Below are 11,833 nucleotides of genomic sequence, written 5' to 3'. Positions count from 1 at the left end.
ACGCGACGTATCGTTTACCGCGTGAGACCCGCGTACAGCATCGGCAGCTTCTCCGGCAGCCGGTCGATCTGGTCCAGCACCATGAAGTGCTGGGCCCCGAAGATGCGCTCGACGTACTCGTCGGCGTTCGGATCCAGGCTCATGCAGAAGGTGTACACCCCCTTGCGCCCAACCTCCTCCACCGCCCGCTTCGCATCCTGACGCAGGTACTGCGGGTCGCGCACATCGGTATCCGCCGGCTCGCCGTCGGTGATGATCAGCAACAGCTTCTTCGCCGTGCCCTGGTTGTGCAGCTGCTGGCCGGCGTGGCGAATGGCCGCCCCCATGCGGGTGGAGAGCTGGCCCTGCATCCCGGCGAGGCGGGCCTTCGCGGTATCGTCGAACGGGGCGTCGAAATCCTTGAAGCGGTAGTACTCGACGTCGTGGCGCCCGTCGGAGGCGAAGCCATGGATCGCGAACGGGTCGCCAATGCGCGAGATCGCACCGGACAGCAGCGTGGCCGCTTCGCGCGCCAGTTGCACCACGGTTGTCTCGCCGTCGCCGATCGTCTCGTTGGTCGACTCCGACAGATCCAGCAGCACCAGCACGGAGAGATCGCGCACATGACGCAGATTGCGCACATAGATGCGCTCGTCGGGCTGGCGCCGCATGCGGACGTCAATCTGGGCCTCGACCAGCGCGTTCACGTCCAGCTCGTCGCCCTCCGGCTGCTTGCGCATGCGCTGAACGCCCTGGGGCTGCATCGCCTCGATCAGGAATTTCAGGCGCGAGACCAGCGGCTTGTGCTTGTCGTAGATGGCCTCGATTTCCTCGATGTCGCCCTTCTTCGGGCGCCGCTCCAGCAGTGTGACCCAGTGCGGCCGCTCCAGCTGCATCTGGTAGTCCCACTCGTGATAGTGGAACGGCAGCGAGATCGGCTCCTTGCCCTCCTGCTGGTTGATGCTTTCGTTTTCGCCGTCGCGGAACCACTCGGTCGCCAGCACCAGGATCTGCTGGGCGTCGTCGCCGGCGTTCGGCACGTCCAGCGTATTGATCATCTGCATCGGGGTGACGTAGAAACGCTCCTGCCCGGAGCCATGCGCGGCCAGGACCTCCGCCTCTTCCTCTTCGCGCCCGAAGTTCCAGAGATAGCGGTTGTCGTCGCGATAGAGGACATCCGGCGCGACCTTGGCCGGGTTCATGTAGCCCTGCTCGGGAAACTCGGGTGCCAGCGCCTCGGCCAGCTCGCGGGCCAGCCCTGCGGCCTCAAGGTCGTCCACGCGTTCCGCAAACGCGCTCACCGCCTTCTGCACGAATGCATGCGGGTCGTGGTATTGCGGATCGAGCAAGGCGCGCGCGGTGCGCGCCAGCACTGCCTGCGCCGTGTCCCCATCCTCCGCCGTGGCGGTATGCAGCGGGACCCAGATCTGGCGCAGGCCCGGGAACGCCGCGATCGCCAGGGCCTCAATACGCGCGTCCTCGAACAGCTCGGTCAGGATGCCGACCACGCCCCGAGGCCCCTCGTCCGGCTGCATCTCGCGGGTATGCACCACATGGGATGCCGCGTGCGCGGCCGCCGCGCGATACAGATCCAGCCCGGTGAGGCCCTCGACATCGTCGTAGGCGTCCGGCAGGAAGATCGTGAAGCCCTCGATGTAGGGGCGATACCCCTCGCGCGACTCGAAGTCGCCACTGGTCGGGCGCATGAAGAAATCGCGTGCCCACAGCGAGCGCAAGTAGAGGTTGATACGCCGCTGCACGTCCACGAACAGGGTGCCGCGGCGCTCCTTCTGGAACACCGAGCGTGACTCCGGCGACTCCAGACCGAAGTAGGCAATCTGGCCCTCCAGGTCCGTGCGGTGCGCCTGCGCGCCCCACGTCGCCCAGCGCCGAAGACCGCCCAGCGTCAGGTGGGTCAGCAGCTCATCCAGGTGTTCCAGCATCGGCCGCACACCACGCGGCGCCTGCCCCAGCAGGTTATCCAGCAGGCGCAGATACCCCTCGAACAGCGAATAGTCGCCAAGCCGCTGGGCCGCGACCGGGCTAGTCTCGATCACCAGGGTGATGACCGCCGCGGAGGTCTTGGAGTACATCTTGATCGCGGAACCGAGCAGTTCCGCAACGGCATCCTCGCCCAGTTCCTGGGCCAGTGCAGGCGCCTCCTGCACGAAGGCCACGACCATCTCGGAACCGCGCCCCAGGGCCTGGAGACTGCGGGCCCCTTCAAGGTAGTAACGCTTAAGCCCACTGGCGCTGAAGGCACGGCTGGCCTCCTGCCAGGAACTTTCCAGCACCTCGGTGGCGTGGTTTCCCAGATCGTCGAGGAGGTCCTGGTAGTCCTCCAGATGAACGCTCATCGGTACGGGTACGCCGCGCGGTGCGCTAGAAGAACGTGGTGACGGCCGAATCCAGCGCGTCGCGCATGTCCGGATCGTCGGTGATCGGCCGCACGAGTGCCATGCGGCAGGCGCCTAGCGGCTCCACGCCCTTGGCGATCAGCGAGGCGGCGTAGACCAGCATGCGGGTGGAGATGCCCTCGTCCAGGCCATGGCCCTTCAGGTTGCGCGCGCGCTCGGCCACGCTGACCAGCTTGCCGGCCATCTCCTCGTTGATCTTGCCCTCGTGAGCGACGATCTTCGCCTCGGTCTCGTGATCCGGGTAGTCGAAATCCAGCGCGCCGAAGCGCTGCTTGGTCGACTGCTTCAGATCCTTCATCAGGCTCTGATAACCCGGGTTGTAGGAAATGACGACCTGGAAATCCGCGTGCGCCTGGACCATCTCGCCCTTCTTTTCCAGCGGCAGCACGCGGCGATTGTCGGTCAACGGGTGGATCACTACCGTGGTGTCCTGCCGGGCCTCGACAATCTCGTCGAGGTAGCAGATCGCCCCGTGGCGCGCGGCCAGGGTCAACGGACCGTCCTGCCAGCGCGTGCCATCGGCATCGAGCAGATAACGCCCGACCAGATCGGAAGCCGTCATGTCCTCGTTACAGGCGACCGTAATCAGCGGCTTGCCGAGCTTCCAGGCCATGTGCTCGACGAAGCGGGTCTTCCCGCAGCCCGTCGGCCCCTTCAGCATCATCGGCATGCGCACCGAATACGCCGCCTCGTACAGCTCGATCTCGTCCGCGACCGGCTGGTAATACGGCTCTTCCGTGATCAGGTGATCGCGCAGATCGTCTTGCATTGCCCAGACTCCTCAATCAAAAAAGGCCGGGGGACGGGATGCCCAGCACCCCGCCCAGCCCCGGCCCCGAAACGCCCTGACTCAGTCCGGCCAGATACGATTCGGGTGCAGGTTCTTCCACGGCTCGTCGGCCGTCGCCTTCGCCTTGCCCGGATTGAGCTCGGCGGTGGTGCGACCTCCGCGGCTGGCGCCAGAGCCGCTGGACTTCTTGGCCGCCGGCTTCGTGGCGGACGTCTTGCGTGTGGCCTGTGCGGCCGGCTTTTTGGCCGGGGCCTTGCGCTTGGTCGTAGAGGCCTTGCGGGTCGCCGTCTTGCGCGCCGTGCTTTTGGGCGTCGCGGCCTTTTTCGTTGCGGCTGCCTTGGTGCTGGCCGCCTGATGCGTTTGCGCGCTCGCGGGGGTCGTGCTGGTGTCTTTCTTCAGCGCGTTATCCGACGCAGCATTGCTGTCCTTGTTCTGGTCTTCCCGGGCGCTGCGCACACCGGCCGCCAGCTTGTCTTGCAGATTGCTCATTGCGACACCTCCTCGATGATGGCTTCGATCTCCTCGGCCGCCGGTTCGCCCGGTTTGCCCAGGTCGTACACGGAACAGCCTTCCAGCGCGGAACGCCGGTAGATGGCCCGCCGGCGGAGCGACTGCTCCAGGGCGGGGATGTCGATCTCCATCAGTGCATGCTTCATCGCACGCGACAGCGCACTGCGGACCTCGAGCTGGTTGATGACGACATAGGGGCGCAGCGACCGGTTCTTCATCTGCGCCTCCTCCAGACCGCGCCCCATCCGCACACTGCCCCAAAGATCGACGGGGGATGGCAGAACAGGGATCAACACGACATCCGAGCCCGCGAGCGCGGCAGTCACCGCACCACCCTCCAGGGTCGGCGGGCAGTCCACCACGATGTGATCGTAATCCTTGCGCAGCGCCTTGAGTTCGCGATCCAGCGGACCCGCGACGGCGAACACGGAGGCCGGAAAGGGACGGTCGTCCGAGGACATGCGCGCCCACTGGCCGGCCGATCCCTGCGGATCCGCATCGACCACCAGGGTGCGTCCTCGGCGCGCCAGACCGGCGGCGAGATTCATGGAGAGGGTGGTCTTGCCGGTACCCCCCTTCTGATTGACTACCGCGAATACCCGGGAACCCACGTATCAGCCTCCTAGGGCCAGGAACCGGACGGGTCCAGTTCGTGGACTCTGACGTGATGGTCGGTCAGCCAGTCGTTTCGCTGGCCAGCCGATCCACCTCTTGCGCGAAACGCTGATCCGCCTCGCCAATCCGGTCGCCGTCGCGCGCATCAATGGTGATGTTCACATACGTCGTACCGAAACTGATATTGGGATGATAGCCATCCTCCTCCGACAACTCGGCTACCCGATCGAGAAACTCGCGCGTGATGCCGTAACGGTCAAAGGTGAACTGCTTGCTGATGGTCGCCGAGGAGCCCTTGCCCGGCTCCCAGCCGGCCGGCACCACGAGATCGCTATCCGCCATGTACTACTCCAGAACGTTGGACAGGCGTACCCCTAGCGGGCCGCGACTTCCTGTGCGTCGATCTCGCGCACATGTTCGAGTTCTTCCTCGAGGATCCTCTCGAACAACTCGGCATCGGCCGCCGCACCCACGCGCCGACAGTAGACCGCCGCCTCGTCATACAGGCGCACGGCTTCCATCTCCAGTTCGCGGTTGCGCTCCAGCAATTCGGCCATCGAGCGCCCCAGCCGCACGGGTGCCAGCTGGCTCCCGTTGGGGGCAACCCCATGGTGAAACATGCGGGTCATGAATCGATCCGCATGGTCCAGTTCCTCCTGGGCGTCCCGACGCAGGCATTCGCTGACATCGCTCATGCCCCACATCGCGGTCAATCGCGACTGGGCCAGATACTGCTGAACCGCGGACAGCTCATGCGCCACCGCGCGGTTCAGGTAACCCACGATCCGCGGATCCGCCATCGAGGTTGCCTCAGCTGGCCGAGCCGTCAGCCGTCGGGGCCTTCGGCAGGATGCTTTCCACTTCGGAGTGGACACGGGCAATGATGTGCGCAGCCACCAGGCCGTCGCCCACACGCTCGCAGGAATCCGCACCGGCACGCACCGCCGCATTCACGGCACCGGTCTCGCCACGCACCAGAACCGTCACGTAGCCACCACCGACGAACTGACGACCGATCAGGCGCACTTCCGAGGCCTTGGTCATCGCATCCGCCGCTTCAATTGCCGGCACCAGACCACGGGTCTCGATCATGCCCAGGGCCACACCAGAAATTTCGCTCGCCATTGCTAACCTCTTTTACAAACGGGCCGCCGGGCCGATCAGCCACGGCGGCGTTTATCCGCCGCAGGGACTTACGGCTTTTCCGGGAGGATGTTTTCCACCTCGGAATGCACACGGGCAATGATGTGCGCAGCCACCAGGCCGTCACCCACACGCTCGCAGGAATCCGCGCCGGCACGCACCGCAGCGTTCACAGCGCCGGTCTCGCCACGCACCAGAACGGTCACGTAACCGCCACCGACGAACTGACGACCGATCAGGCGCACTTCCGAGGCCTTGGTCATCGCATCGGCAGCTTCAATCGCCGGGACCAGACCACGGGTCTCGATCATGCCGAGGGCCACACCAAAGTTTTCGCTAGCCATTACTTAACTCCTATCAAGCGTTACTGATGAATTACTTTTCAACCTGCTCGGGCAGGATGCTTTCCACTTCGGAATGCACGCGGGCAATGATGTGCGCAGCCACCAGGCCGTCACCCACACGCTCGCAGGAATCCGCACCGGCACGCACGGCGGCGTTCACGGCACCGGTCTCGCCACGGACCAGCACGGTCACGTAGCCACCACCGACAAACTGGCGACCAATCAGGCGCACTTCAGAGGCCTTGGTCATTGCATCAGCGGCTTCAATCGCCGGCACCAGACCACGGGTCTCGATCATGCCCAGCGCCACACCAAAACGTTCAGTTGCCATTTCTCTTTCTCCTGGAGTTACAGTTTTTCCAATTAAAATGACGCTCAAGCCGCCTTGTGGGTACCAGCAGAGCGCTGTGCATCGGTCTGGTCTTGTCCAGCCTTGTTCGTCGACCCTTCCGCTTTCCTGCCACCATCGTCCCAGTGGTCGATGATGCCGCCGATCGTCAGATCGGTTGTCACCTTGGGGTCATCGAGCGCGTAGCGCGCGGCCGATCCAGAGATCGTGAACACCCAATTGCCCGGGTGCGCACCCACTGGATCCACGGCGACGCTGAGCGCACCCTTTTGATCCACCAGCACGCGCAGCGACATGGTCTGAAGGCCGTCCACACGACGCGTGACCACCAGTTCGTCCTGCACCTGCATAATTTCCATGGAGCTACTGCTCCTCCCAGTAATCGATGATCCCGACGATCGTCGCGTCACTGGGGTATTCCTTGCTGCCGGCCGCCTCGCGCGCCGCGGACGATCCGACCACGATCACCCAGTCCCCGGGCACACAACCGACCGCGTCCACCGCGACCGTGCGCGGACCCCCGGCCTTCTCCTGGACCACCAGCAAGGGACGGTGACCCAGATCCCGGATCCGGTTGGTCGAAACCAGCGTCTTCTCTACCTTGCAGATCTTCATTCCGTGTCCCGTTAGCTCAACCGGCGAGCGGTTCCAACTGGCTGCCGCTGCGCTTGTCGCGAATCACCATGTGGCACCCGATCAGGCCCTTTTCGGCCAGTTCGCGATAGCGCGCCATGATCTGCTCGCGGATCCGCCGGCAGCGGGCCTCGACCCGCTCGCGCGACCCCGGCACCTTGCGGTCGTAGCGGTAATGGATCACCACCGGTACCGGCAGGCCCCGCTCGACATTCAGCTGCCGAAAGATCTTGTTCACCCCCACATCCATCCCGTGGGCGCCTTCTTCCATCGTTTCCAGGTGCGCGAAGTAGGCAAAGTTGCGTACCTGCATCTCCTCGACTTCCTGGCCGACGATGATCACCCGCTCGCGGTGCCCCACATCGGCGTAATGCCCGTTGTGGTAGCGCGCCACGTAATCGAGCTGCGAAATATTGTTCAGCAACAGCCGCGAGATCAGCCGAAGCATCCCCTCGTGCGGCCCACCGTTGCCGTGACCCCAGCCTTGCTGGTGGATCGCGTCCTGGATCGCCTGATACACGCGAAGTTCCGCGTCACGGCCATCCAGGTCCTGCGTCTCCCGGTACACCTTCGCGCTATCCACGAAGCGGTACAGACTCATCCGCGTGTCGGCGTCCGGGATATGGATCTTCACGGCATCCGTATCCGTATCCACGCCAATCAGCAGCGTATCGACCGAGGCCCCACAGCAGTAGGTGTTCTCGATCGCCTGACGAAACGCCCGCAGCTGCCGGAGAGCGGCATCCGCCGCGTCCCGCTCACTGTTGCCGTGCGCCGCGCACCCCTGATGGTGCGGGTCCGCACTGCTGTAGTGGTACGCCGCGATCTTCAGGTATCGACTCGGCACATCCGCCGTGGTCGGCCGTCCTTCGCGGAACCGCAACAGCTCGCGTTTCGTCCAGTGGCGGACATCCTCTTCGATGTCGAACTGCGCACCGGCATAACTCTTAACCCGAACAGCCAGATCCGGCAGGCGCAGAATAAAACGCCGCAGGCTCAACAGCCGCCCGTCGGAACAGGGCGAGATGTCCACTTCGTGGAAATCGCAGTCGAGGAAGTACGCAATCGCGCGTTCCGCCTCGTCCACCAGGTCATCCCGACCCGCCCAGTATTCATTGACCAGCTGATCAAACAGCTCGAACGTGCCGTGCAGGTACAGTTCGCGCGTGTCCAGATCGTTGATCCACGCATCCTCCAGGACGCGTTCCGGCAACCGATACCCGAGGTTATCCTCGACAATCCGTTGCGCCTTTTCCTCGAAGTCCCGCTCGTGTTGCAGCGCATGGACCTCTTTCAGTACTGGCACCAGATTCGCGAAGCGATCGCGAAACCCACTCTCGAACGCGTACAGCCGTTCGTTGTCGGCGACATCCGCCAGCGGATGCCCGGGCTTCAGCACAGAAGGCACGTCCATCGGCGCCGGCGCCTTCGGCGGCACTGCGCTAACCAGAGGTTGCGCAGCAGCCGAATTCGCCCCTTGTGCCACCGGCGACCGGACGGCACTTCCCCGTGGCGTCGCGTAACGCGTGCCAAAGGCGGAAGTCTTGCGGCGGCCTCGGCGCACCATCGTGGTCGTATTGCCTCCTTACTCGCCGCTTAGCCGCGGGCACCGCCGGACAGGGTCACCAGCGAACCGCTGCCACTATTCCCGGAGGAACCGGTGATCTTGCTCATCGGCACTTCCTTGCGCTCGAGCTCACGATTGGCATAGGCACTACGCCCTTCACCACGCGGGTTGCCCTTTTGCGTCGCGTTACGACGCGTGGCGAACCCTTCGGTGCCGGTGACGCTGCTTCCACGGGCCCAGTCATCGCCCGTGATGGTCACACCGTTGCTGCTCCCGTTAACGGTCACACGTTCGGCACCAATCTTGGCCACATCTTCAGCCTGAGCCGGTACCGGCTGGTGACGATCCGGCTGATAGCGGAACTCCTCGGTCCCGGACACCAGGCCCGTCGCCTTGTTGATCGGGCCGGTAATGCCACCCGAGGCACCGTATGCAGTACCGGTCACACGACGCTCGCGGCGCGCCAAGGCTTCGCGGGCCGGGCTTTGAACACTGAAGCCGTCATTCGGCATCGCCTGCGCCGGCACGTCGGCCACCGGTGCGGCTACTGCGGCCTGGCCTTCCGGACGCAGACGCGGGTGCAAGCTGCCAGCGGCCGTCGGACACGTCGCGGCAAATTCGTTCGCCCCGACATACGGCGCACCGGACACGTCCTGACATGCACCGCGTTCGGTGCCCGTCACGCGCTCGTCATAACCCGGCTGGCTCCCGGAAACCGGATGCCCCGGCGTCGCATGGCGTTCGGCCACGCGGGTGTGCGCCGTCTGCATATCACGCGGCTCGCAATAAGCCTCGTACTGGTCGGCGCCGATGTAGGGCGTGCCAGAAACCGGCTTGCACGCACCGTACTCGTCACCGGTGACCCGTGCCGAGCGGCCCACGGACGTACCCGAGACGTTCTGCTGGTTCCAGGTGCGGCTCACGGAGACTTTTTCCGGGCCGGCCTGCGGACGGGAGCCACAGAAGGCGTCGTAATGCTCGGACCCGACATACTCGGTACCGGTGATCGGCTTGCAGCCGCCGTATTCGTCACCGGTCACGCGCAGCGAGCTATCCACCTGCGTGCCGGAGACTTCCCGACCCCGCAGCGTGTGCATCACGCCCACCTTCGGCACACCACCGGCGGCCGGACGGTCACACAGGTCACCGAAATCCGCCTGGTTGTAGTACGGGGTACCCGTCAGGGGGCGGCAGGATCCGGACTCGTCACCCGTCACCTTCGAGCTGCGACCCACGGCCGTACCCGTCACGCTCTGGTCTTCCATCGTGTGCAGCTCCTGCACCTTGGCCGGCGTCGGCTCCGGGCGGGTACCGCACATGCCCTTGAACTGTTCCGTACCGATGTATTCGGTACCGGTGACCGGCTTGCAGCTGCCGTACTCGTCACCGGTGACACGCGAGGAGCGCCCGACTTCGGTCCCGGTCAATTCACGACCGCGAAGCGTATGCATGACGCCGACCTTCATCGGCGCTCCGTTGGACTTTCCCGTGTTACACGGAACCTCGCTCGCCTGCGTATTCAGGTACTCGGTACCGGTGATGTCGCGGCAGGAGCCCGACTCGTCACCGGTGACACGCGGGCTACGGCCGACGCTCGTACCCGACACACCCTCGCCATGACGGGTCACCATCACGCTGGTGCGCGGCGCGCTGTTCGGCGCACGGGTGCCGCAGAAGCCTTCGTACTGCTCGCTGCTCAGGTACTCGGTGCCGGTGATCGCTTCGCAAGAGCCGGACTCGTCCCCCGTTACACGGGCAGAGCGCCCGACCTCGGTACCACTGACTTCCTGGCCGCGGCTGGTGTGGGAGTGCCCCACCTTGGCCGGGTTGGCACTCGGGCGCACATCGCAGTAGCGCTCGTAGTGCTCGAGGCCCAGGTACTCGGTCCCGGTAATGTTGGAGCAGCTGCCCGCTTCGGCGCCGGTGACGCTGCGCGTCGACTCGACTTGCGTGCCGCTAATGTGACCACCGGCGAGGGTCGTGCCCTCTTCCACCTTCGGCGGTGCTTCGCTCGTCTGACCACGGGGACGACCACAGGGACGACCCGGATCCGAAGAACCGCGACCAATCGTGCACAGCTCTTCACGACGCTGGCGTGCTACCTCGCGAGTGGACATACCCTTGCGTTTCGCAGCCTTCCACGCGCCTTCCTGCGGCATGGCACCGCGGCCCTTGGAGCCGTTGAAACGGCGCTTGGTCGCACGCTTGCCGTTCTGTGCCATCGCCTCGCGGCGCGCCATGCAGATCGCGCGGACCTCGGAGATCACCGGATGCGGACCCGCGGACTCGCCACCGGACTCCACCTTGTCGCACAACTGGTCAAGGCCACTTTCCACGACGGTGTCGCTTTCGGGGGTCACCGCGCTATAGGTGTCGTTGCGCTCGGACTTCTCGTCCTTGCAGCCACAGCCACAGCCCTTTTTCTCTTCCTGTGCAGACGGCGCGAAGGAACCCTGGCCTTTCAGCAGGTCTTCACGGCGCGGCTCGGCCGCCATGGCCTTTTTGCCATCGGTCGCCAGGGCCTGACGGCGCAGGCGGCAGATTTCGCGCCCGCTCATGTTGGAACAGTCGATTTCCATACCCTGGTTCTGCGACAGCGCTTCAAGCTGACGCGACCGGTCGGAACCGCCACGGGCCAAACCGCCGAGGGCCCGCGCCCGGGTATTGGAGCGACCGACCGCCTTCTTGCCCTGGCGCGCCATCTTCTGGCGGCGCTCAAGAGCGGCCTGGCGGCCGTTCGACGCACCGGCGTGCGCGCCCGGTTCCGGACGGCGCGCAGGTGCGCTGCTGCCGACCTCGAACGAGGTCGACGGCTGAGATTCGCTGGAGTGCGACTCCGGCTCCCGCGCCTGGGGGGCCGGTTCGGAAACACGCTGAGCCTGGCGCGCCTTTTGCGCGGCCGCGGCAGAACGCGACGTTCCCTTGGTTTGGCCGGTCGGCTTCACGGCAGCCTTGCCATTATGAGACATGGCCTTGCGCCGTTCCCGGGCGAGTTCGCGACCCGAGAGACCTTCAGACGCGGATGTCGGATTACTCATGGCACTTCCTTACAGTTGGCGGCAGCAACGGTAATAACGCTTGATGGACGGGCCGGGTGCCACAGGCACCCGGCCTCCACCGAACCGGGGTCTTAGCGACCGCGGTCGACCACGAAGGCCATGCCCTGACTCTGGGCGTAGTTATCGTACGCAATGAAGCGCACCATCATGCCCGGGTTGGCACGGCGGCATTCTTCAATCTCGGACAGCACCGCTTCCACGGACTGCTCGCCAAAGAAGGGCAGCTTCCACATGTACCAGTAGTGGGCCATGGCGTTTTCTTTTTCGCTGTACTCGATCGCCGGGTTCCAGCCCTGCGCGAGGCAGTATTCGATCTGCTTGCGCACCTGGTCGGCATTCATCTCCGGCAGATAGGAGAAGGTCTCGTACTTCTGCGACTGCTTGAAGTTCTGGATATCAGACATGTCGGTAATCCTGTGCTCTGGTT

The 11,833-nt window shown here is 64.8% G+C and carries 14 protein-coding genes; all 14 read right to left on the bottom strand.

The window, feature by feature from the left end:
* Window positions 1-14: 14 nt before the first annotated feature.
* The 14 genes from F468_RS0111685 to F468_RS0111620 all read right to left on the bottom strand — a co-directional run bounded on the left by F468_RS0111685 (window position 15) and on the right by F468_RS0111620 (window position 11,810).
* Window positions 15-2,336: a nitric oxide reductase activation protein NorD gene (locus F468_RS0111685; RefSeq protein ID WP_018995236.1), complete on the bottom strand. Its 2,322-nt coding sequence runs from the start codon at window positions 2,334-2,336 to the stop codon at window positions 15-17.
* A 25-nt stretch (window positions 2,337-2,361) separates the two neighbouring features.
* Entirely contained in the window at window positions 2,362-3,165 is an 804-nt protein-coding gene (locus F468_RS0111680) for a CbbQ/NirQ/NorQ/GpvN family protein (RefSeq protein WP_018138843.1), read from the bottom strand.
* 81 nt (window positions 3,166-3,246) lie between these two features.
* A complete protein-coding gene (locus F468_RS0111675; RefSeq protein ID WP_018138844.1) occupies window positions 3,247-3,675 on the bottom strand; it encodes a hypothetical protein in 429 nt (142 codons plus the stop codon).
* Window positions 3,672-4,307 carry a ParA family partition ATPase gene (gene parA, locus F468_RS0111670; RefSeq protein ID WP_018138845.1) on the bottom strand — a complete coding sequence of 212 codons (636 nt, stop codon included), beginning with the start codon at window positions 4,305-4,307 and terminating at the stop codon, window positions 3,672-3,674. Before parA ends, F468_RS0111675 begins: the two co-directional genes overlap by 4 nt.
* 64 nt (window positions 4,308-4,371) lie before the next feature.
* Window positions 4,372-4,653, bottom strand: a complete 282-nt coding sequence (locus F468_RS0111665; RefSeq protein WP_012982279.1) for a 4a-hydroxytetrahydrobiopterin dehydratase — start codon at window positions 4,651-4,653, stop codon at window positions 4,372-4,374.
* Between the two features lie 32 nt (window positions 4,654-4,685).
* Complete coding sequence (locus tag F468_RS0111660) at window positions 4,686-5,111, bottom strand: bacterioferritin (RefSeq protein WP_018995235.1); 426 nt, start codon at window positions 5,109-5,111, stop codon at window positions 4,686-4,688.
* A gap of 10 nt (window positions 5,112-5,121) precedes the next feature.
* On the bottom strand, window positions 5,122-5,436 hold the full coding sequence (locus F468_RS0111655; protein WP_012982277.1) for a BMC domain-containing protein: 315 nt from the start codon (window positions 5,434-5,436) through the stop codon (window positions 5,122-5,124).
* Window positions 5,437-5,504: 68 nt separating this feature from the next.
* Window positions 5,505-5,798 (bottom strand): BMC domain-containing protein, encoded by a 294-nt coding sequence (locus F468_RS0111650; protein WP_012982276.1) that lies wholly within the window; start codon window positions 5,796-5,798, stop codon window positions 5,505-5,507.
* Between the two features lie 31 nt (window positions 5,799-5,829).
* Window positions 5,830-6,129, bottom strand: coding sequence for a BMC domain-containing protein (locus F468_RS0111645; RefSeq protein ID WP_012982275.1), 300 nt, complete (start codon window positions 6,127-6,129; stop codon window positions 5,830-5,832).
* Between the two features lie 44 nt (window positions 6,130-6,173).
* Window positions 6,174-6,506: a carboxysome peptide B gene (locus tag F468_RS0111640; protein WP_018995234.1), complete on the bottom strand. Its 333-nt coding sequence runs from the start codon at window positions 6,504-6,506 to the stop codon at window positions 6,174-6,176.
* A 4-nt stretch (window positions 6,507-6,510) separates the two neighbouring features.
* Window positions 6,511-6,762, bottom strand: coding sequence for a carboxysome peptide A (locus F468_RS0111635; RefSeq protein WP_012982273.1), 252 nt, complete (start codon window positions 6,760-6,762; stop codon window positions 6,511-6,513).
* A 16-nt stretch (window positions 6,763-6,778) separates the two neighbouring features.
* Entirely contained in the window at window positions 6,779-8,194 is a 1,416-nt protein-coding gene (locus tag F468_RS0111630) for a carboxysome shell carbonic anhydrase (protein ID WP_018995233.1), read from the bottom strand.
* 182 nt (window positions 8,195-8,376) lie between these two features.
* The gene (locus F468_RS0111625; RefSeq protein ID WP_018995232.1) at window positions 8,377-11,316 is read right to left on the bottom strand and encodes a CsoS2 family carboxysome shell protein; all 2,940 of its coding nucleotides are present in this window, start codon (window positions 11,314-11,316) and stop codon (window positions 8,377-8,379) included.
* 161 nt (window positions 11,317-11,477) lie between these two features.
* Window positions 11,478-11,810, bottom strand: coding sequence for a ribulose bisphosphate carboxylase small subunit (locus tag F468_RS0111620; RefSeq protein WP_018138850.1), 333 nt, complete (start codon window positions 11,808-11,810; stop codon window positions 11,478-11,480).
* Window positions 11,811-11,833 lie beyond the last annotated feature (23 nt).

It is taken from the genome of Thioalkalivibrio sp. ALJ2, assembly GCF_000378325.1.
Classification (GTDB): Bacteria; Pseudomonadota; Gammaproteobacteria; order Ectothiorhodospirales; family Ectothiorhodospiraceae; genus Thioalkalivibrio.
Note: the sequence above shows the minus strand (reverse complement) of the source record. Positions and strands in the feature narration are given on the sequence as shown.